Genomic DNA, 19,482 nt, shown 5'->3' on the forward strand with positions numbered 1-19,482 from the left:
ACGTGCTATTCACCACTTGCCTTATCAAGTGCCGGGGAGAAACCATTCGATGAGTCTGAATCCGAGAGATATCGTGATCGTGGACGGCGTGCGCACGGCCATGGCCAAGGCCAGGGGCGGGGCCTTCCGTCACGTGCGGGCCGAGAACCTGTCGGCCGGTGTCATGCAGTCGCTGTTCGAGCGCAATCCCAACCTCAATCCTGCAGAAGTTGATGATGTCATCTGGGGTTGCGTCAACCAGACCCTCGAGCAGTCCATGAATATTGCCCGCAATGCGGCGATCATGACCGGCATCCCGCGCACGGTGCCGGCCCAGACGGTCAACCGGCTGTGCGGCTCCTCGATGAGTGCCTTGCATATTGCCTCCGCCAACATCCGTGCCGGCATGGGCGACTTCTATATCATCGGCGGGGTCGAGCACATGGAGCATGTGCCGATGACCCATGGCGTGGACGTCAACCCGGCGGCCAGCAAGCATGCCGCCAAGGCCGCCATGATGATGGGCCTGACCGCTGAGCTGCTGGGCAAGATGCATGGCATTTCGCGGGAGGATCAGGATGCCTTCGGCGTTCGCTCGCATCAGCGCGCGCATGCCGCTCAGCAGAATGGCGGCTTCGACAACGAGATCATCGGCATCGAAGGCCACGATGATCAGGGTTTCCGCGTGCGCGTCGATCGCGATGAGGTCATCCGCGAGGAGGCCAGCATGGAATCCATGGCCGGGCTCAAGCCGGCGTTCGACCCGCGCAATGGTACCGTGACGGCGGGCACCTCCTCGGCGCTTTCCGTAGGTGCCAGCGGCATGGCAGTCATGAGCGCCGAGCGCGCCAGTGCACTCGGCCTGGAACCCATCGCCCGGGTCCTGTCTACTGGCGTGGCCGGTTGTGACGCCTCGATCATGGGCTATGGGCCGGTGCCGGCGTCCAAGAAAGCGCTCAAGTCGGCGGGGCTGACGATCGACGACATTCAGACCGTCGAGCTCAATGAAGCCTTTGCGGCCCAGTCGCTGCCGGTCCTCAAGGACCTGGGCCTGAAGGATCGTATGGATGAAGCCGTCAACCTGCACGGCGGTGCCATCGCCCTGGGCCACCCGCTGGGCTGCTCCGGGTCGCGCATCTGCACCACCCTGCTCAACGTGATGCAGGAGCAGCGCACCTCGCTGGGGCTGGCCACCATGTGCATTGGCATGGGGCAGGGCGTGGCCACGGTGTTCGAGCGCCTGCGCTGAATTCCCTTCCTGCCGGAGACGCTCGCCAGCGGCGCCCTTCGAGGGCGCCGCTCTTCGCTTCGCCGTGTGTTGCTCCGCAGGTCTGTCTAGATAATGCCTGCCTCGAGCCCGGCGGCGAGCGCCATGCCGAGTTCTTCCACCTGGTCCTCGAACGCCGCCTGCCACTCGCCCTGGCAGATCAGCGGTGCCTGGGCCCATTTCCAGCCTAGACCGGTGACGATGCCTTCCACGGCGCGCCGCGTGCCGGTGCCGTCCCGGCCGGCGCGAATGTACAAGACGCAGGGCAGTCCACGCTTTTCCTCGAGGACGGCGTAGTAGCTGCGGTCGAAGAAGTCCTTGAGTGCACCGCTCATGTAGCCGAGGTTCTCGGTGGTGCCGAGCAGGATGGCATCGCAGTGGTGGACATCCTCGGGTCCGGCGTCAAGGGGGGCCTTGAGGGTGACACTGACATCGGCGATATCTGCATGCTGGGCGCCGCGCGCGGCCGCATCGCGCAGGCGGCGGGTGTTGTCGGAAGGCGCATGGGCCACGATCAGCAGGTGTTTCATGAGGCGCCTCGTGGTTGCAGGGGTTGAAGAAGGACGTGACGGCCATCATGCCATGAGAAGACGTCGTTGACAGGCTAACGGCTTTTGCCGAGCCTGAGTCAGCCGGGAGCGCCCCGCGTGTCTCCCATCATGCAACTTTGCGAGGAGTACCAGGAATATGGCTTTTGCACTGAGCAGGATGCGCCTGGAGAGTGACGCCTTTGCGGATCAGGGGAACATTCCCGTGCGTTACACCGGCGAGGGAGAGGATGTATCGCCGGCTCTTGCCTGGCTGGATGCGCCGGAAGGCACCAAGGGCTTCGCGGTGATCTGTCATGACCCGGACGCCCCTCTGGTAGAGCATGGCGGCTATGGCTTCGTTCACTGGGTGCTTTACAACCTGCCGGGCTCGGTGACCTCCCTGCAAGAAGCGACGGCCGAGGGCACGCGGGGCGTCAACCACTTCGGACGTAATGGCTATGGTGGCCCCATGCCGCCCGAAGGGCATGGGGTTCACCAGTACTATTTCTGGGTGCTGGCGCTCGACAAGCCCACCGACCTGCCGGAAGGCATTACCATGGCCGAGTTGCTCAAGCAGGTGGAGCCCCACCTGCTGGGCATGAACCGTCTCGTCGGCACCTACCGCCGGGACTGAGGCATGGCACGGCCCCTCGCCGCAGGGGCCGTGGCGTCTCGCTACACCATGGAGGTGGTTGTGTCGGGCGTCGGTCGCCGAAACGCCAAGGCGGCGTCCTTTTCCGGCGTGGCCACCTCATGGTTTTCGACGATGATCTGCTCCAGTTCGTCGCAGAAGGCTTCCAGGGCCTCGCTGGTATGGCCCGGACGTCGATGCAATTCGATTTCCACATGGCCGAGTGGCGGCATCCCTTCGGATTCGCCGACGATACGACACCCTTCGGGCACACTGCGTGGTGTCTTGACGGTCATGGCCAGCCCGGCCTGTACCGGCAGGTTGATACCAGTGGGCGACTGGCTGGAGTAGTGAATCTCCCAGGCGTGTTCGTCGCGACCCAGTGCCGAGAGGGCATGGGCGCGAAATACACAGCCTTCTGGGTTGAGCGCCAGCGGAATGCTCTGCCAGTCATGCACCTGGCAGTGCTCGGCGACGACCCAGACCATGGGCTCTCGCCCCAGTAACTGACCGGACTGGGTGGGAAGGTGGCGGACCGAGAGCACCACATCCAGCAGCCCTTCGTGAAACTGGTTGACCAGGCTGGCGCTGAGGTCGCAGTTGAGTTCCAGCCGCGTATCCGGAAAACGCTTTGCATAGCGTGGCAGCAGGTTCGGCAGATAGGCACTGGCCTGCTCTTCGGAGGTGGCGAAACGAATCAGTTCGCCGCGTCGTCGATTGCCGAGCGCCTCCCTGGCCTCGTCCTCCAGCTTCAGCATGTGACGCGCATAAGGCAGTAGTTGCTCGCCATGGGCAGTGAGCAGCACGCTGCGACTGGTGCGCTCGAACAGGGCCTGCCCCATCTGATCTTCCAGGCGCTTGATCTGCAGGCTGATGGCCGACTGAGTCCGGTGGAGTACCTTGCCGGCCGCGCTGAACCCCTGACTTTCCGCCACGGTGACAAAGGCGCGAAGCAGCACTGTATCCATAATCAATGAGCCTTTGAAATTGGTTTTATCTCAATCATTCATTTTTATTATGAAGATCGCTTGCCTAGGCTGTCCAGTGTGCATCGTCAATCGGAGACTTTCATGTCCATGGCAACTTCAGCTGCACCGCAAGATCTTTCCCTGGATGGCTTGATCGACCTTGAGCGCTATCCGCTGAACCATCTGGATAGTGACGCCGGGCGTGAGCTGATCGAACAATGTCGCCGTCAGCTCGACCACGATGGTTGTGTGGTGCTCAAGCGTTTCGTGCCCGAACAGGCCTTGAGTCGTCTGGAACGCGAAACCGAGCGACTTTCGCCGGAAGCGCATTACAACCAGACCGAGACCAACCCCTACAATAGCGACGCCGACCCGGATCAGCCTGCCAGCCACCCTCTGAATCGTTTCGACGACCGAACCAACGGCTTTGTGGCCGGTGATCGTATCGGCGCCGACACCATCATCCGCCAGGTCTACGAACATCCCGAGTTCCAGCGTTTCATCGCTTCTGTCGTCGGCATGGAGGAAATCCATCAATATGCCGACCCGCTGGCTGACCTGGTCATCAATGTGCTGCGCGAAGGTTGCCAGCACCCCTGGCACTATGACACCAACGAATTCATCGTCACCATGATGACCCGTCAATCCCACGGCGGCGGTCGGTTCGAGTACGCGCCGGGGATTCGCAGCCCCGAGGGCGAGAACTTCGTGGAAGTCGAGAAGGTCCTCGATGGGGACCGGTCGCGCCTCAAGTCGCTGGATCTTCAGCCGGGTGATCTGCAGATCTTCTTCGGCCGCTACTCGCTGCACCGAGTGACCCCGGTTCAGGGTGACAAGGAGCGTCACACGGTGATCTTTGCCTATGCCAAGGAATCCGGGTTCATCGGTCGTCCCGAGCGGGCCCAGCGCATTTTCGGACGCATGGCACCCGTTCATGAAACCCTGCTGAAAGAAGGCATGAGCCGCAGTGACACCCTGGCCGATTGAGCCTGATCACCGCCTGCGAACGTTCCACCAGCGAGAGAAGCGGATTGCATGAGTATCGTCGACTTTGAAAAGCTGACCGACAATGAGCCGGACCAATTTCCGGTCGTCCCCTCGGCGCCCATGGCCAATGGAGACAGCATCCCCACGGCCTTTGACCCGGTGCAGTTGCGCGCCGGAAGGCTGCAGCGCCTGCGCGCCATGATGGCCGAGCAGGGCTACGCCGCCCTGGTGCTCTTCGACCCCTACAATCAGCGCTATGCCACTGGCTCGCGCAACATGTTCGGCTATTTCCTGCGCAATTCCACGCGGTATATCTATGTTCCTCTGGAAGGGCCGGTGATTCTTTTTGAGTACCCGGGCAGTGCGCATGTTTCCACCTGGCTGGAAACCATCGACGAATCACGCACCTCCAAGGTGGTGTGGTCGGCGGTCAATCAGCGCGACAAGATGTCATCCGACCCCTTCGGCATCGAGATCGCGGAGCTGATGGAAGAGCATGGCCGCGGCAACAGGAAGATTGGCCTGGACCGTTGCTCGATGAACCTGGCGCGATCGCTCGAGGCCCAGGGGCTGGATGTCTTTGACTGCATGCAGGACACCCTGCACTGCCGGCGCATCAAGACACCGGAAGAAATCGCCTGCCTGGCCCAGTCCATGGCCGGCAGTGAAGCGGCCGTGGCCGAAGTCGAGGCCGCCATCAAGCCGGGTATCACGGAGAATGAGCTCTTTGCCATCATGTATGGCGATGTCATCCGCCAGGGAGGGGAGTTCATCGAGACCCGGTTGCTGAATTCCGGGCCCCGTACCAACCCCTGGTTCAACGAGGCAAGCGACAGGGTGATCCGCCCCGGCGAGCTGGTGGCGCTCGATACCGACACCATCGGCTGCCATGGCTACTATTCCGACTTCTCGCGGACCTTTCATGTCGGGCCCGGCCGGCCCAGCGCCTACCAGAAAAGCCTGTATCGCATGGCCTACGACCAGGTTCATCACAACATGGGCATCCTCAAGCCGGGCATGAGCTACCTGGAGATCGCCGAGCAGGCCTGGAAGATTCCCGAGCGTTTCCTGGATCGGCGTTATCCCTCGATCATCCATGGTGTCGGCATGCATGGCGAAACGCCGCTGGTCGCCCACCACATGGATTTCGACCGCTTCTCCAAGGACGGTATTCTCGAGCCGGGCATGGTGGTCTCGGTGGAAAGTTATATCGGCGAGGTCGGTGCCGCCGATGGCGTCAAGCTGGAGGAAGAGGTGCTGGTCACCGAGACCGGCATCGAGAAGCTCTCGCGTTACCCGTTCGACGAGGCGCTGCTCGACCGCGAGGTCTGATTGCTGTCTGCACGCCTGACGATTGTCGAGATGAGCGTCGGGGACAAGGCCAAGCGAGGGTCTTTTGCCATGGGTGAGGAGCACTGCTCCGAACGGGCTGGCCATGGATGGCCAGCACAGGACCTGCAAGCGAAGCGGGACGCGAAAGCGCCGCAGGGCAAAAGTAGCGCCCAGGGAAGGGGGGGTAGCGCCCTCGCGGGACTTGTCGCTGGAACGGCTCATCGTTTCTGTCGGTCGGATCGGCAAGGCCATGCCAGCAAGGGGCGTGGCTTCCGGTCTGCCCAAGTATTGAAGAGAGACCCATGACCAATGTGACCCACTGGATCGCCGGCGAACGCCTGGCCGGCGAACGCAGGATCGATGTCTACAACCCGGCCACCGGTGAAGCCATTCGCCAGGTGGCACAGGGTGATGCCGCCACTGTGGAGCAGGCCGTCGCCGGCGCTCGTTCGGCATTGCCGGCGTGGCGCGAGATGCCGCCGGCCAGGCGCGCCCAGGTGATGTTCCGGTTCAAGATGCTGCTGGAACGCGATGCCGAGCAGATCTGTCAGCTGGTCGCCGAGGAACATGGCAAGGTACTCGAGGATGCCATGGGTGAGCTCAAGCGTGGCATCGAGAACGTCGAATACGCCTGTGGCGTCCCGGAGCTGCTCAAGGGTGAGTACTCGCACAACGCCGGTCCGGGCATCGACACCTGGTCCAATCATCAGCCGCTGGGCATCGTGGCCGGCATCACGCCCTTCAACTTTCCTGCCATGGTGCCATTGTGGATGTATCCCATGGCCATCGCCTGCGGCAATGCCTTCATTCTCAAGCCCTCTGAACAGGTACCGTCGGCGGCGCTCAAGATGGCCGAGCTGCTCGACGAGGCCGGTCTGCCGAAGGGGATTTTCAGCGTTGTCCATGGCGACCGTGAAACCGTCGAGGCGCTGATCGATGCGCCGGACGTCAAGGCGCTGTCCTTTGTCGGCTCGACACCGGTGGCGCGCTCGATCTATCAGCGCGGCGCCACGAACGGCAAGCGCGTGCAGGCACTGGGCGGGGCCAAGAACCATGCCATCGTGCTGCCGGATGCCGACCTCGACAATGCGGCGAGCACCCTGGTGGGAGCGGCCTTCGGCAGTGCCGGGGAGCGCTGCATGGCCATCTCCGTGGCGGTCTGCGTGGGTGATGCAACCGCCGACGCCCTGGTGGAGAAGGTGGCCGGTCAGGCGCGTCACCTGAAAATCGGGCCGGGGACCGAGAGAGGGCTCGACATGGGCGCGCTGGTCAACGCCAGTCATCGCGACAGGGTGGCCGGCTACATTGCCCAGGGCGAGCAGGCCGGCGCCGATCTGGTGGTCGATGGTCGGACTCATACGCTGGTTCAGGCGTCACCGGGCTATTTCCTCGGCGCGACACTGTTCGACCGGGTGACCCCGGAGATGAGCATCTATCGTGACGAGATCTTCGGCCCGGTGCTGTGCGTGGTGCGCGTCGAGACCTTCGAGGACGCCATCGAGCTGATCAACGACCACCAGTACGGCAACGGCACCTGCGTCTTTACCCGCGATGGCGAGGCGGCACGGCGGTTCGCCGACCGCATCGAGGTCGGCATGGTGGGCATCAATGTGCCCTTGCCGGTGCCGGTGGCCTTTCACAGCTTCGGCGGCTGGAAGGAATCCCTGTTCGGGGATCTGCATGCCTATGGTCCCGACGCCGTGCGGTTCTATACTCGCCGCAAATCGATCTCCCAGCGCTGGCCCGAGCAGAACGAATGGGCCAGTGCCGAGTTCAGCTTCCCCTCTGCATGAGAGACCACCTGATGATGCTTGAGTGCTTCTCGCCAGCGCCCGCTCGACCTCCGGGCGGGCGCTGTCATGGCGGGGGCGAGCCCAATATGGTACGGCGCTGTCAGCCCTGATATGGTTCATGGTGTTCGCATTAAGTGACGTTTGCCGCGAGGTAGAGCCAGGATGCACAAGGTGATGGGTGGCGCATTGATGGCCGGTCTTGTTACGGCGCTGTTGAGCAGTGGCGTGCCGGCGGGAGATGACGACCGCAAGGTGTTTGGCTGGGTCGAGAAAGCCACGATCGAGGAGACCTGGGGCCCCGAGGTCAAGGTCAAGCTGGACAGCGGTGCGCTGACCTCTTCCATGCAGGCCGAGCACATCGAGGAGTTCCAGCGTGACGGCGAGGACTGGGTCCGCTTCGTCGTCGAGGTCGAGGATGAGTCGACTGAGGAAGTCGTGTCCAGAACCTTCGAGCGCCCGGTGTTTCGCAAGCTGATTCTCACCGGCGCCGGCGGTCAGGATCGACGCCCGGCGGTGCTGATGACGATGTGCATCGGCGATACCCGCTACGAAGAGCAGTTCAGTCTGGAGGACCGCAGTGACATGAATTATCCGGTCCTGCTGGGGCGGCGTACTATCCAAGAGCTGGGGCTGCTGGATGTCACCCGTACCTTCGAGCACGACCCGGGGTGTGATGAAGACTCGCCGCTGCAATCCCATTATGAAAAGGAACTGGATGACGATATCGGTATCTGAGCCGCGTCGCCCGCTGAACCGGGCCAGGAGGCGGCATGGCTGATACGTCCTGGTTGAAGGTCTATTACGACGCTGCCTGCCCGTTGTGTCGTCGTGAACGCCAGCGTTACGAGCGCTGGGCACAGCGGGCCAACTCCGTGGAATGGTTGGATGCCAACACGCATGAAGCCGTGCTCCAGGAGCATGGCGTGACGGTACAGGAAGCGCTGTTGTCCTTGCATGTCGAGGACGCCGACGGCCAACTGTATCGCGGCATGCCGGCCTATAGCCTGCTGATGAAGCGGGTCCCGCTGATGCGGCCACTGGCCGTGCTGATCAGCCTGCCCGTTATCAAGCCGGCGCTGACCTGGTGGTATGACCGCTGGGTCAGGCGGCGGCTTTCCCGGCAAGGGCGGCTGTGAGCCAGCGGCCTGGCGGATTGTCCGCCGTCAGCCAGGCCCTGGCTGACGAGGCTTTCCCTCTTTCTTCAATCGTGAAGACGCTCCAGCGTCGTGATCAGCCGTTGGCAAATGGCGTCGAGGCTGTCGCGCTGTTTGTCGTCGCTGAGCTGTCCCTGGGCATCGAAGGCGTCACCGGCGCCGCCGACGGCGAGCTGGTTCGGCAGAACCGTCACACCGATATTGGTCAGCAACTGACGCAATGAATTCAGGGCGCGCAGGCCGCCCAGGTCACCGGGTGAGGCGCCCACCAGGGCCGCCTGGCGGTCCTGGAACAATGCCAGGCCACTCTCGCCCTGGTGCGGGCGGGTTAGCCAGTCGATGGTATTGACCAGCAATGGGGTGACGAAGCCATTGTATTCCGGTGAGGCGATCAGCAGCCCCTGGTGCTCGGCGAGCAGCTGGCGCAGTGCCACGACGTTGTCGGGCAACCCCTGCTGTTCTTCCAGGTCACCATTATAGAGGGGGATGGGGTAGTCGCGCAGGTCGATGAAGGTGGGCGTGCCGCCCAGAGCCTCGATCCGCTGCGCCGCCAGGCGGGCCAGTTGCTTGTTGAAGGATGCTTCGCGGGTACTGCCGGCAAAAACCAGAATGCGTGGATCGGCCATGGTGTCTCTCCGGTTGCGGGGTCGTCACATACTGTCGCAACAACAAACGCCACGGCAAGTGCCGTGGCGTCGCGGTTGCCGGAATGGCCGGGAATGGCTCAGCGCTTGGGCCAGGCCTTGTGGTCGACCTGTTGGGAGAGCCGGGGGAACTGGCTCGGATCGAACACCGGTTCCTTGCCAGCCTTGAGCTGTCGGTCGTAATCGCGGAAGAGGGCAAAGGCCACCGGTGACAGCAGCAGGATGGCGATCAGGTTGATCAGCGCCATCATGCCCATCGACAGGTCGGCGAAGTTCCAGATGGCACCGAGACTGGCGACGGAACCGATCATCACCATGGCCAGTACTGCCAGGCGATAGATCAGGATGACCCTGGCGGCATGACGGGGGCCGGCCAGGTACTCAACGTTGGACTCGCCATAGGAGTAATTGGCGATCACCGAGGTGAAGGCAAACAGCAGAATGGCGATTGCGATGAACATGCCACCCCAGTCGCCTACATGCTGTGTCAGCGCCATCTGGGTCAGCTGGATGCCATTGACGTCATCGTTCTGCAGCAGCTCCGGCCCGGCCATGATGATGATCGAGGCCGTGGCGGTACAGATCACCAGCGTATCGAGGAATACCCCCAGCATCTGGATGAAGCCCTGGGAGGCCGGATGGTCCGGCTTGGTCGTGGCTGTGGCGGCGGCATTCGGAGCTGAGCCCATGCCGGCTTCGTTGGAGAACAAACCGCGCTGTATGCCGTTGATGATGGCCTGGGACACCGCATAGCCGAGGGCGCCGCCGGCGGCCTGCTCGAGACCGAAGGCGCTCTTGACGATGGTGCCGATGGCCGCCGGCAGCTCGCCCAGATTCAGCCCCACGACCAGCAGCGCCAGCAGCAGGTAGAGCAGCGCCATCAAAGGCACGACCAGCTCGGCAACGCGGGCGATGGACTTCAGGCCACCGAAGATGATGGGCGTGACGATGACGATCAGCACGACGCCCACGATCCAGGTGGGAATCGAGAAGGCCTGTTCCATGGCCTGGGCGATGGAGTTGGCTTGAACGCTGTTGAAGGCCAGGCCGAAGGCAATGATCAGGCATACCGAGAAGGCGATGGCCAGCCAGCGCATTCCCAGCCCGCGCTCGATGTAACGGGCCGGGCCGCCACGGAAGGTGCCGTCACCGTGGTCTGTCTTGTAGGCCTGGGCCAGGGTCGACTCGACGAAGCTGGTGGCCATGCCGACCAGCGCGGTCATCCACATCCAGAAGACTGCCCCCGGTCCGCCCAGCGAAATCGCCACGGCGACCCCCGCCAGGTTACCCGTCCCGACCCGAGCCGCCAGGCTGGTCGAGAGCGCCTGAAAGGACGAGATACCATCGCCGCTGCTGCGTGAGTGGCGTAGCAGCTTGAACATATGACCGAAATAGCGGAATTGAATCCCGCGCGTCATGACCGTGAAGTAAAGCCCCGCGCCAATCAGCAGGTAGATCAGCACGCTGCCCCACAGCAGGCCATTGCCGCTGTCGACAAGGCTGGTGAAGAACTCGGGTAGGGAGAAGTCCATTTGTCATTGCCTGAGTTGCTGGATTGAGCGGCGCATTATGCGTCAACCAGGCCTGGGGGTGACATCTTTAGCCACTTCGACTTTCGTCTAAGAAATTTTTGCTTGATTTGTTTGAGTTATGGCTCCCCGGGCCTGTTTGATTTTGGTACCCCGGTCTCTTCCCAGTCTATCGTGATGGCTTGAAACTCTTCCCATCGGCATCAAATCACTCGATCGCCGGGCTAGAGGGCCGGTGCCTGCCGGAAGGGCCGGCCAAGCGGGAGCGGAGTAAGGCATGGTGATGGACCCTAGGCAGACGGCGCCAGACAGTCCGGCAGGGTATCGCGTAGCGCGCGCGGGTGAAGGTCCAGATCGGCAAAGGTGCCGACGCCATCGGTGACCAGGTTGTCGTCCTGTATCAGCACGACCTGGTCGCGTGTCAGCGGTGGCTCGGGCAGGATGCAAAGGCCCAGTGCCACGGCATGCCATACCGGGAAGGGAACCGGCACCAGGGGGCGCTGGCGCCCCAGATGGTGCATGACCCGCTGAAGTATCTCGCGGTAGTCGAGTACCTCGGGGCCGCCGAGTTCGAAGAAATAGCGACCCCGTGGGCGCGCCGCCGTGAGCGTGACGATGGCACGTGCCACGTCGACCACATGCACCGGCTGCAGGCGCTGTTTGCCGCGGCCGAACAGCGGGGTCACCGGCAGTCGTGTCAAGGCCGTCAGTCCGCTCAGGAAGGCATCATCGGGTCCAAAGATGACGCTGGGTCTGACGATCGTGGCCCGGGGCATGGCAGCCAGCACCGCTGACTCGCCTCGTGCTCTGGCCCGCACATAGGGCGAGGGCGAGGTGTGGCGCGTTCCGATCCCGGATACCTGCACGAAGCGTTTGATCCCCGCCTGATGCGCCTGTCGCGCCAGTTCGGCGGCGGCCGTGACATGCAGGTCCTCGAAGCTGACCTCGCGAGATGCCACATACAGGCTGGTGGCATTGACCACGGCGTCGGCGCCTGACAGGGCCGCGCTAACCTGATCGGGGTCTCGAATGTCGGCCGTGCACAGCGTCAGCGGATCGCCTTCCTCGGCCCAGGTGGGCCACTCGGGGCGTCGGGCGACCAGGCGGGTCGGTCGGCCACTCTCCACGAGTTCCTTTATCAGGTGAGCGCCCAGGAAGCCGGTACCTCCGAAGACGACGGTCAAGCGTGATTGCATGGCCTCTGGCCTACCCTCGATGGAAGACGAATGCGGCGTCCAGTGCCCGTGCACGGGGCCTGAGCGAACCCTACACCGGTGAGCAGGCCTTGGGAAGCTGAAGGCCGCTCGAGCATCAGGCGACTAAAGTATAAAAGCAATGTGTCTGATTTTGTCCGAAGCTATGTCCGACATAAGCAAGACTCTATCAGACACAATCACGCTTCCCACTGCGACAGGCGCCTCATGTCCATTGCCGTTTCCACTACCCGACGCACCTCGAGCCCCGAGATTGCCGACTTCCTGGCCGAAGCCATCTTTGCTGGGGAGTACCAGCCCGGCGATTTTGTGCCCCGGGAGCTGGACCTTTGCGACCACTTCGCGGTGAGTCGCAGCACCGTGCGCAGCGCCTTGCAGACCCTGGTGGCGGCGGGGTTGCTGGTGCGTATTTCCGGCCAGGGGTCGCGTGTTCGGCCGCTTCAGGAGTGGCATCTGCTGGATCCACGGGTCAGTGGCTGGATGGCACGGTTCGCGCAGCCCAACCCGCGCATTCAGCGCGAAATCTTCGCCTTTCGGGTCGCCGTCGAGCCCTATGTGGCGCGCCTGGCAGCGGAAAACGCCACGGCAGCCGATCTGCTGGCCATCGAGTCGGCCTACCAAGGCATGATCAAGGCCCTGCAGCAGAGTGACCTGCACTGGCAGGGCGTCTCCCACGACGATTACGACGTGGCGTTTCATGAAGCCATCTTTGCCGCTTCGCACAACCTGGTCTGGGCGCAGATCAGCCATGTCCTCAAACCTGCCATTGCACTGCTGGTGGAAAGGTCCAACCACAGTGCCGATGAACTCCACGACAGCATGGAACGCCATCGTCGGGTGATGGAGGCGATACGCCTGCGTCAGCCGGACCAGGCCGGAGCCGCGGCCCTGGCGGTGCTGGAGCGCACCGGCCGTGATCTGGGACTGGCGGATGTCATCTCCGACATTCCGGCCATCGATGTCCCGAGCAGCGTTTCAACAATGACCAATAAGGAAACCTCATGAGCTATCGCATGCCTCTCAAGACACTCACCGTTGCCGTACTGGGCGCCCTGGCCTGCAACGCCCAGGCAGCCGAATACGAATGGACTTTTCAGACCTCGGAAACCTCCGGGGAGCCCCAGTTCGAGATGAAGAAAGCTTGGGCCGAGAATGTCGAGCAGATGTCCGATGGCCGCATCGCCATCGAGATCCTGCCGGTGGGCTCGGTCGTGCAGGCCAATCAGACACTGCAGGCGGTGAAATCCGGCATCCTGCAGGGGCACCTGACCGATCCCAGCTACTTCACCGGACAGAACCCGGCCTTCGGCATGATGGGCAACCTGGTCGGTGCCTGGAGCGATCCCTACGACTTCCTCGACTACATGAACAACGCCGGTGGCGAGGAGCTGTACAACGAGCTGGTCGAGCCCTATGGCCTGCATCTGATCGGTGCCGCTGCGACCGGCCTCGAGTCGCTGCCCTCGACCAAGCCGATTCGCTCCGTCGAGGACATGAAAGGCCTCAAGCTGCGGGCGCCGGAGGGCATGGTCTACAACATCTTCGAAGCGGCCGGCGCCACACCGGTCAACCTGCCGGGCTCCGAGGTCTATACCGGCCTGGAGAAGGGCGTGATTGACGCCGCCGACTATACGGTGTTCGCCACCAATCAGGCCCAGGGACTGCACGAGTTCGCGCCTTATCCGCTGTATCCGGGCTTCCATTCCCTGCCGATGGTCTCGGTCTCGCTGAACAAGGACATCTGGGATGGCCTGCCGGCCGATCTCAAGTCGATCCTCGAGACCTCGGTGGACAGCCTGGCCTACGAGATGGTCGCCGAACTCAAGACCCGCGATCTGGAAGCCGTGCGTGAAGCGCGCAACAACCCGGATATCGAGATCATCGACCTGCCGGCCGAAGAGCGCGCCAAGTTCCGCAATATCGCCAAGGAAGAGTGGGCCAGCTGGGCGGAAAAGAACGAGATCACCCAGGAGTTCTACGACTCCGTGGTCGGGTATCTGGAAAACCACAACCTGCTGTAACGCCTGCCGGGCCGCGGTGCCGCGGCCCGGGACATGATGCGATGCGGCGCGTCCTGCGGGACGCGCCTTGTCTTTGAGGAGCTCCCATGACTCGCGACTCTCGTCCCCCGAAGGACGCAGTGGCCTCGGCAGAGACGCCGCCGGATCAGGTTCGCAATGCCTTTGACCGCGGCGTGGTGGCCTGTGGGCGCATCGCCGCCTGGCTGGTGTTCATCGCCATGGCGATCAGTGTCTATGAAGTCATCATGCGCTATGCCTTCGCCTCGCCGACCTCCTGGGTCCACGAAACCGTGGTCATGCTGGTGGCGGTCAGCTTCGCCTTCGCGGGCCCGGCCGCCCTGGCCGGCAACCGCCACATCCGCGTCAAGGTGCTCTACGACAGTGTCGGCCCCGGGGCCCGCCTGTGGCTCGACCGCTTCAATGATCTGGTGGCTTTCCTGTTCTGCCTGGGAATGTCCTATGCCGCCTTCACCATGTTCTGGGATGCCTCGCACAACCCCATGGGCGAGTGGCAGCTGGAGCGCTCCGGCACTTCCTGGAACCCGCCGTTCCCGGCACTGGTCAAGGGCGTGATCATGCTGGCGCTGATCATCATGTGCGTACAGACCCTCCTGCACTTCATACAGTCGCTGCGCGGCAAGCCGGCGCCCCAGATCGATGACAAGGAGGGCATGGCCTGATGGAAATCGCAGATGCCACGCTGTTGATGGTCGCGGCCATCTTCGCACTTCTGGTCACCGGTCTGCCGCTGGCCTTCATCACCGGCCTGATCGCGCTGGTCTTCACCTTCGGCTGGTTCGGCGGCAATGCGCTGCCGCTGGTAACCAGCCGGGTCTATGGCTTCGTCACCGAGTACTCGCTGGTGGCGGTGCCGATGTTCGTGCTGATGGCGTCACTGCTCGATCGCTCGGGCATCGCCAAGGATCTGTTCAACGCCATGCGGGTCTTCGCCGGCCGCCTGCCCGGTGGCGTGGCGGTGCAGACCATCATCGTGGCCTTCTTCCTGGCGGCTCTGTCGGGGATCATCGGCGGCGAGATCGTCCTGCTGGGTATCCTGGCGCTGCCGCAGATGCTGCGCCTGGGCTATGACAAGCACCTGTCGATCGGCGTGGTGTGTGCCGGCGGGGCGCTGGGCACCATGATGCCGCCGTCCATCGTGCTGATCATCTATGGCCTGATCGCCAGCGTGTCGATCGCCGATCTGTTTACCGCGGCCATTACGCCGGCGGTGATCCTGATGCTGTCATACATCGCCTATGTGCTGGTGCGCTGCCTGCGCAACCCGGCCATGGGGCCACCGATGAGCGACGCCGACCGTGCGGAGGGCTTCGCCAATCGCTGGGAGGCGCTCAAGGCCATCGTGGTGCCAGGGCTGATCGCCCTGCTGGTGCTGGGCTCGATCTATGGCGGCGTGGCCTCGGTGACCGAGGCGGCGGCCATGGGCGTGTTCGGCGTGCTGCTGGCGGTGGTGCTGCGCGGCGAGTTCTCGCTGAAGACCATGCACGAGAGCCTGGGCCAGACGCTGACCACCTGCGGCATGATCATCTGGATCGGCATCGGCGCCGCGGCGCTGGTCGGGGTCTACAACCTGATGGGCGGCAACCGTTTCATCTCGAGCATGATCATGGGCCTGGACGTGGCGCCGATCGTGATCATCCTGGTGATGATGGCGATACTGCTGGTGCTGGGCATGTTCCTCGACTGGATCGGCGTGGCCATGCTGACGCTGCCGATCTTCGTGCCGATCATCGAGCAGCTGGGGTACAGCCCGATCTGGTTCGGCATTCTGTTCGCGGTGAACATGCAGGTGTCCTTCCTGTCGCCGCCCTTCGGGCCGGCCGCCTTCTATCTGAAGGGGGTGGCGCCGCCGGAAGTCAGCCTCAAGGACATCTTCGTCTCGGTGCTGCCGTTCATCGCCCTGCAACTCTGCGTGCTGTTTGCGCTGCTGTTCTGGCCGAACCTATCCATGTGGCTTGTTGGATGATTGGCATGGTCGCGCAGGCGAATGACAGTGCGGTTTCGGCCTGCTTTTCGACGTGACAGACGTGATATGGGAATGGATAGCACTCTATGAAGATTACCCGACTCAAGACCTGGCAGGTACCGCCGCGCTGGTTGTTCCTCAAGATCGAGACCGATGCAGGGGTTTATGGCTGGGGCGAGCCGGTGGTGGAGGGGCGCGCCGCCACCGTCGAGGCGGCGGTGCATGAACTCTCCGACTACCTGGTCGGTGAAGACCCGCATCGTATCGAGCATCTGTGGAACATGCTGTATCGCGCCGGCTTCTATCGCGGCGGGCCGATCCTGATGAGCGCCATTGCCGGTATCGACCAGGCGCTCTGGGACCTCAAGGGGCGTGATCTGGGCGTGCCCGTGCACCAGCTGCTGGGCGGGCGGGTGCGTGACAGGATGCGCATGTACGCCTGGACCGGCGGTGATCGTCCCCAGGACGTGGGCGAGGGCGCCCGAGCGCTGGTCGACCAGGGCTTCACGGCCTTCAAGATGAACGGCACACCGGAAATGGCCATCGTCGACTCGCATCGCAAGGTCGATGAGGCGGTCGCGCGCGTGGCAGAGGCCCGTGATGCCGTGGGGCCGGACGTGGGCATCGGCATCGACTTTCATGGCCGGGTGCATCGGCCCATGGCCAAGGCGTTGCTGCGTGAGCTGGAGCCCTATCATCCGATGTTCGTCGAGGAGCCCGTGGCGCCCGAACACCTGCCGTGCCTGGCGAACATCGCCGGCGGGCTGGGCTATCCGCTGGCCACCGGGGAGCGGCTGCACACCCGCTTCGAGTTCCGTGATCTCTTGGCGCAGGGCATGATCGATGTGGTGCAGCCGGATCTCTCGCACTGTGGCGGTATCAGCGAGGGCATGAAGATCGCCAGCCTGGCGTCCTGTCATGACGTGGCCCTAGCGCCGCACTGTCCGCTCGGCCCCCTGACCCTGGCGGCTTCCCTGCATGTGGATGCGGTGAACCACAACGCCTTCATCCAGGAGCAGAGCATGGGCATCCACTACAACAAGGACAACGACGTCCTCGACTATCTGGTAGACAAGTCGGCCCTGACGATCGAGGACGGTTTCTGTGTGATTCCCGAGGGGCCCGGCCTGGGCGTCGAGATCGATGAGGCCTTCGTCGAAGAGCGGGCACAAGTCGGCCATCGCTGGCGCAATCCCGTCTGGACCCATGACGATGGATCTATCGCCGAGTGGTGACGCAGAGGGCATGACGCCATGAACGAGAGTCAACGCAAGACCCTGGATGAGGCGCTGGAAACGCTGCCGCTGGTGGCCATCCTGCGCGGCATCACCCCGGAAGAAGTGGAAGGTGTCTGCGACGCCCTGATTGGTGCCGGCTTTCGCCTGATCGAGATTCCGCTCAATTCACCGCGGCCCTGGGAAAGCATCGAGCGGGCCGTGGCGCATTGTCCGGATTCGGTCCTGATCGGCGCCGGCACGGTGCTGGATGTGGCCGATGCCGAGCACCTGGCGCGGCTCGGGGCACCGCTGATGGTCACCCCCAACAGCGACCCCGGGGTGGTCCGCGCCGGGGCCAGGCAGGGGCTGGCGCCGCTGATCGGCTGCATGACGCCCAGCGAAGCCCTGGCCGCTGCACGTGCCGGTGCCCGGGCGCTCAAGCTGTTCCCGGCGGCACAGCTGGGCACCGGCTATTTCAAGGCCATCAGCGCTATCCTGCCACCGGACCTGCCGGTGCTGGCGGTGGGCGGCGTCGAGCGTGGCAACATGGCCGAGTGGCACGGCGTCGGCGTGCGCGGTTTCGGCTTCGGCAGCAACCTCTACAAGCCGGGTCGCTCCGCCGCTGAGGTGGCGGCCGTGGCCACCGAGCTGGTCGCGGAGTGGCGGCGTCTTGAAAAAGCGCGGCGGGAGCCGGCGTCATGAGTGAGCGCTTGATCGCCATCGACTGGGGCACCAGCAACTTCCGGGCTTTTCTGGTCGACCGCAGCAGCGGGGCCTGTCTGGATAGCCATCGCTCCGACGCCGGCTTGCGCTCGCTGAGCAGTGCGGAGTTTCCGCATTATTGCCAGGCTCAGGTGGGCGGCTGGCGCGAAGGCGGGCGAGTGCCCGTCTACCTGGCTGGCATGGTCGGTTCGGCGCGGGGCTGGTGTGAGGCGCCTCAATTGCCGGTACCCGCTTCGGCCGCTGAACTGGCCGAGCAGGTCGTACCCGCGCCCGGTCTCGATAATGCGTGGATCGTGCCTGGACTCAAGGTCGTGTGCGAGGATCATGTCGACGTCATGCGGGGCGAGGAAATTCAGGCCTTTGGCGCGCTGGCATTGCAGGGTCGCGATTCTGGGCTCTGCTGCCTGCCGGGTACGCACAGCAAGTGGGTCGAGGTGAACCGGCATCAGCTGGTGGATTTCACCACCCTGATGACCGGTGAGCTGTTTCATGCCGTGCGCTTTCATACGCTGCCCGGTGAGCCTTCCCGAGAGCGTGCCGACTTCGATTACGCGGGCTTTCGACAGGGGCTGAGCACCGCCACGCACCCGGATGGTGTCCTGCATGCGTTATTCGAGGCGCGCAGTCGAACCCTGTACGCGGACCTGACCGCGGATGCCATCAGTGGCTTCCTGTCCGGTGTCCTGATCGGGCATGAGGTGCTCTCCCAACGGCATCGCTGGCAGGCAACGCCGGTCACCCTGGTCGGTTCGACGGCCTTGAACTCCCTCTACCGCATGGCACTCGAGTCGGCCGGTGCCGAAGTCAGTGAGGTGTCCAGTGATGATGCCACCCTGGCGGGCCTTTGCGCGCTGGCATCGCGTCACGATAATGCCGGGTAAGCCTTGAAGAATGACACCCTTGACGCCATAAAAAAGGCGACCCGATAGGGTCGCCTTTTTTATCATGATACAGCAGGTTTCAGGCAGTATTGCTGTCAAGTCTGGTCAGAAAATCCATCACGATATCGCGCGGGGAGTTGCGGATATCCGCCCGAAAGGCTTCGTGCTCATCGGGAACTTCCAGGGTGGCCAGCTGGTTATCCAGCATGTGGGAGCCGTGAAAGAAATGCCCCCCGCGCTTGTCGAGACGTTGCATCAGGGTGGCACGCTCACCGTGCAGATAGAGAATGTCCAGAGATGGCGTGGCGGCGCGCAGCTTGTCACGGTAATGCCGCTTCAATGCTGAGCAACCGATCACCAACGTCTGGCCCCGTCTGTGATAGTCGGCATATAGGCCGGCGAGGGTGATCAGCCAGGTTTCCCGATCTTCGTCGGTCAGGGGTTGGCCCTGGGACATTTTTTCGATATTGGACAGGCTATGGTGGTCGTCACCATCCACGAAGGTGGCGTCGAGAGCCGCGGCCAGCTGGCGGCCAAGATGCGACTTTCCCGAGCCGGAAACGCCCATTACCAGAATGCTTTTCGCCGTTTTATCCATGCGTCAGTCGCTGTCTTTGTCAGAAATAGC

The 19,482-nt window shown here is 63.3% G+C and carries 20 protein-coding genes; 14 read left to right on the forward strand and 6 right to left on the reverse strand.

The features are described 5' to 3' along the window. Positions 1-49 precede the first annotated feature (49 nt). Complete coding sequence (gene fadA, locus QWY74_RS03955) at positions 50-1,228, forward strand: acetyl-CoA C-acyltransferase FadA (protein WP_264825391.1); 1,179 nt, start codon at positions 50-52, stop codon at positions 1,226-1,228. A gap of 86 nt (positions 1,229-1,314) precedes the next feature. Here the strand turns inward: fadA and QWY74_RS03960 are convergent, their stop codons facing one another. After that, entirely contained in the window at positions 1,315-1,776 is a 462-nt protein-coding gene (locus QWY74_RS03960) for a flavodoxin family protein (protein ID WP_264825393.1), read from the reverse strand. 157 nt (positions 1,777-1,933) lie between these two features. On the opposite strand from QWY74_RS03960, the gene QWY74_RS03965 reads away from it, so the two are divergent. Then, positions 1,934-2,410: a YbhB/YbcL family Raf kinase inhibitor-like protein gene (locus QWY74_RS03965; protein WP_290313806.1), complete on the forward strand. Its 477-nt coding sequence runs from the start codon at positions 1,934-1,936 to the stop codon at positions 2,408-2,410. A 41-nt stretch (positions 2,411-2,451) separates the two neighbouring features. On the opposite strand, the gene QWY74_RS03970 is transcribed toward QWY74_RS03965, so the two are convergent. Then, positions 2,452-3,375, reverse strand: coding sequence for a LysR family transcriptional regulator (locus QWY74_RS03970; protein ID WP_264825395.1), 924 nt, complete (start codon positions 3,373-3,375; stop codon positions 2,452-2,454). A 108-nt stretch (positions 3,376-3,483) separates the two neighbouring features. On the opposite strand from QWY74_RS03970, the gene QWY74_RS03975 reads away from it, so the two are divergent. The 5 genes from QWY74_RS03975 to QWY74_RS03995 all read left to right on the forward strand — a co-directional run bounded on the left by QWY74_RS03975 (position 3,484) and on the right by QWY74_RS03995 (position 8,623). Next, a complete protein-coding gene (locus QWY74_RS03975; RefSeq protein ID WP_290313807.1) occupies positions 3,484-4,362 on the forward strand; it encodes a HalD/BesD family halogenase in 879 nt (292 codons plus the stop codon). 48 nt (positions 4,363-4,410) lie between these two features. After that, a complete protein-coding gene (locus QWY74_RS03980; RefSeq protein WP_264825397.1) occupies positions 4,411-5,694 on the forward strand; it encodes a M24 family metallopeptidase in 1,284 nt (427 codons plus the stop codon). Positions 5,695-5,996: 302 nt separating this feature from the next. Next, positions 5,997-7,487, forward strand: a complete 1,491-nt coding sequence (locus tag QWY74_RS03985) for a CoA-acylating methylmalonate-semialdehyde dehydrogenase (RefSeq protein ID WP_290313808.1) — start codon at positions 5,997-5,999, stop codon at positions 7,485-7,487. A 162-nt stretch (positions 7,488-7,649) separates the two neighbouring features. Continuing rightward, positions 7,650-8,222 carry a retropepsin-like aspartic peptidase RloA3 gene (rloA3, locus tag QWY74_RS03990; protein ID WP_264825400.1) on the forward strand — a complete coding sequence of 191 codons (573 nt, stop codon included), beginning with the start codon at positions 7,650-7,652 and terminating at the stop codon, positions 8,220-8,222. A 35-nt stretch (positions 8,223-8,257) separates the two neighbouring features. Then, entirely contained in the window at positions 8,258-8,623 is a 366-nt protein-coding gene (locus tag QWY74_RS03995; RefSeq protein WP_264825401.1) for a thiol-disulfide oxidoreductase DCC family protein, read from the forward strand. 65 nt (positions 8,624-8,688) lie between these two features. On the opposite strand, the gene QWY74_RS04000 is transcribed toward QWY74_RS03995, so the two are convergent. The 3 genes from QWY74_RS04000 to QWY74_RS04010 all read right to left on the reverse strand — a co-directional run bounded on the left by QWY74_RS04000 (position 8,689) and on the right by QWY74_RS04010 (position 12,010). Then, on the reverse strand, positions 8,689-9,267 hold the full coding sequence (locus QWY74_RS04000; protein ID WP_290313809.1) for an NADPH-dependent FMN reductase: 579 nt from the start codon (positions 9,265-9,267) through the stop codon (positions 8,689-8,691). Positions 9,268-9,365: 98 nt separating this feature from the next. Then, entirely contained in the window at positions 9,366-10,817 is a 1,452-nt protein-coding gene (locus tag QWY74_RS04005; protein ID WP_264825403.1) for an alanine/glycine:cation symporter family protein, read from the reverse strand. Positions 10,818-11,104: 287 nt separating this feature from the next. Beyond that, the gene (locus QWY74_RS04010; RefSeq protein WP_264825404.1) at positions 11,105-12,010 is read right to left on the reverse strand and encodes a complex I NDUFA9 subunit family protein; all 906 of its coding nucleotides are present in this window, start codon (positions 12,008-12,010) and stop codon (positions 11,105-11,107) included. Positions 12,011-12,235: 225 nt separating this feature from the next. Between QWY74_RS04010 and QWY74_RS04015 the strand changes: the two genes are divergently transcribed. From QWY74_RS04015 to QWY74_RS04045, 7 genes are all read left to right on the forward strand, one after another. Beyond that, positions 12,236-13,033 carry a FadR/GntR family transcriptional regulator gene (locus QWY74_RS04015; RefSeq protein WP_264825405.1) on the forward strand — a complete coding sequence of 266 codons (798 nt, stop codon included), beginning with the start codon at positions 12,236-12,238 and terminating at the stop codon, positions 13,031-13,033. Continuing rightward, entirely contained in the window at positions 13,030-14,049 is a 1,020-nt protein-coding gene (locus QWY74_RS04020; protein WP_264825406.1) for a TRAP transporter substrate-binding protein, read from the forward strand. The genes QWY74_RS04015 and QWY74_RS04020 overlap by 4 nt, the downstream gene beginning before the upstream one ends. A gap of 86 nt (positions 14,050-14,135) precedes the next feature. Next, complete coding sequence (locus tag QWY74_RS04025; RefSeq protein ID WP_264825407.1) at positions 14,136-14,729, forward strand: TRAP transporter small permease subunit; 594 nt, start codon at positions 14,136-14,138, stop codon at positions 14,727-14,729. Next, a complete protein-coding gene (locus QWY74_RS04030; protein ID WP_264825409.1) occupies positions 14,729-16,033 on the forward strand; it encodes a TRAP transporter large permease in 1,305 nt (434 codons plus the stop codon). Before QWY74_RS04025 ends, QWY74_RS04030 begins: the two co-directional genes overlap by 1 nt. A gap of 86 nt (positions 16,034-16,119) precedes the next feature. Then, on the forward strand, positions 16,120-17,268 hold the full coding sequence (dgoD, locus tag QWY74_RS04035) for a galactonate dehydratase (RefSeq protein WP_264825410.1): 1,149 nt from the start codon (positions 16,120-16,122) through the stop codon (positions 17,266-17,268). 18 nt (positions 17,269-17,286) lie between these two features. After that, entirely contained in the window at positions 17,287-17,952 is a 666-nt protein-coding gene (locus QWY74_RS04040) for a 2-dehydro-3-deoxy-6-phosphogalactonate aldolase (RefSeq protein WP_290313812.1), read from the forward strand. Then, positions 17,949-18,854 (forward strand): 2-dehydro-3-deoxygalactonokinase, encoded by a 906-nt coding sequence (locus tag QWY74_RS04045; protein WP_290313814.1) that lies wholly within the window; start codon positions 17,949-17,951, stop codon positions 18,852-18,854. Before QWY74_RS04040 ends, QWY74_RS04045 begins: the two co-directional genes overlap by 4 nt. A 79-nt stretch (positions 18,855-18,933) precedes the next feature. On the opposite strand, the gene QWY74_RS04050 is transcribed toward QWY74_RS04045, so the two are convergent. Continuing rightward, on the reverse strand, positions 18,934-19,452 hold the full coding sequence (locus QWY74_RS04050; protein WP_290313816.1) for a gluconokinase: 519 nt from the start codon (positions 19,450-19,452) through the stop codon (positions 18,934-18,936). Positions 19,453-19,482: the final 30 nt, after the last annotated feature.

This window comes from Halomonas almeriensis (assembly GCF_030409235.1).
In the GTDB taxonomy this organism is placed as follows: domain Bacteria; phylum Pseudomonadota; class Gammaproteobacteria; order Pseudomonadales; family Halomonadaceae; genus Halomonas; species Halomonas almeriensis.

Excerpts from the sequence above, each read along its gene's own strand:
- QWY74_RS03980 (WP_264825397.1), top strand. The coding sequence starts at position 4,411 with ATGAGTATCGTCGACTTTGAAAAGCTGACCGACAATGAGCCGGACCAA.
- QWY74_RS03995 (WP_264825401.1), top strand. The coding sequence starts at position 8,258 with ATGGCTGATACGTCCTGGTTGAAGGTCTATTACGACGCTGCCTGCCCG.
- rloA3 (WP_264825400.1), top strand. The coding sequence starts at position 7,650 with ATGCACAAGGTGATGGGTGGCGCATTGATGGCCGGTCTTGTTACGGCG.
- QWY74_RS04045 (WP_290313814.1), top strand. The coding sequence starts at position 17,949 with ATGAGTGAGCGCTTGATCGCCATCGACTGGGGCACCAGCAACTTCCGG.
- QWY74_RS03975 (WP_290313807.1), top strand. The coding sequence starts at position 3,484 with ATGGCAACTTCAGCTGCACCGCAAGATCTTTCCCTGGATGGCTTGATC.
- QWY74_RS04030 (WP_264825409.1), top strand. The coding sequence starts at position 14,729 with ATGGAAATCGCAGATGCCACGCTGTTGATGGTCGCGGCCATCTTCGCA.
- QWY74_RS04025 (WP_264825407.1), top strand. The coding sequence starts at position 14,136 with ATGACTCGCGACTCTCGTCCCCCGAAGGACGCAGTGGCCTCGGCAGAG.
- QWY74_RS04005 (WP_264825403.1), bottom strand. The coding sequence starts at position 10,817 with ATGGACTTCTCCCTACCCGAGTTCTTCACCAGCCTTGTCGACAGCGGC.
- QWY74_RS04020 (WP_264825406.1), top strand. The coding sequence starts at position 13,030 with ATGAGCTATCGCATGCCTCTCAAGACACTCACCGTTGCCGTACTGGGC.
- QWY74_RS03965 (WP_290313806.1), top strand. The coding sequence starts at position 1,934 with ATGGCTTTTGCACTGAGCAGGATGCGCCTGGAGAGTGACGCCTTTGCG.
- QWY74_RS04010 (WP_264825404.1), bottom strand. The coding sequence starts at position 12,010 with ATGCAATCACGCTTGACCGTCGTCTTCGGAGGTACCGGCTTCCTGGGC.
- QWY74_RS03970 (WP_264825395.1), bottom strand. The coding sequence starts at position 3,375 with ATGGATACAGTGCTGCTTCGCGCCTTTGTCACCGTGGCGGAAAGTCAG.
- fadA (WP_264825391.1), top strand. The coding sequence starts at position 50 with ATGAGTCTGAATCCGAGAGATATCGTGATCGTGGACGGCGTGCGCACG.
- QWY74_RS04040 (WP_290313812.1), top strand. The coding sequence starts at position 17,287 with ATGAACGAGAGTCAACGCAAGACCCTGGATGAGGCGCTGGAAACGCTG.
- QWY74_RS04050 (WP_290313816.1), bottom strand. The coding sequence starts at position 19,452 with ATGGATAAAACGGCGAAAAGCATTCTGGTAATGGGCGTTTCCGGCTCG.
- QWY74_RS03985 (WP_290313808.1), top strand. The coding sequence starts at position 5,997 with ATGACCAATGTGACCCACTGGATCGCCGGCGAACGCCTGGCCGGCGAA.
- QWY74_RS04000 (WP_290313809.1), bottom strand. The coding sequence starts at position 9,267 with ATGGCCGATCCACGCATTCTGGTTTTTGCCGGCAGTACCCGCGAAGCA.
- dgoD (WP_264825410.1), top strand. The coding sequence starts at position 16,120 with ATGAAGATTACCCGACTCAAGACCTGGCAGGTACCGCCGCGCTGGTTG.
- QWY74_RS04015 (WP_264825405.1), top strand. The coding sequence starts at position 12,236 with ATGTCCATTGCCGTTTCCACTACCCGACGCACCTCGAGCCCCGAGATT.
- QWY74_RS03960 (WP_264825393.1), bottom strand. The coding sequence starts at position 1,776 with ATGAAACACCTGCTGATCGTGGCCCATGCGCCTTCCGACAACACCCGC.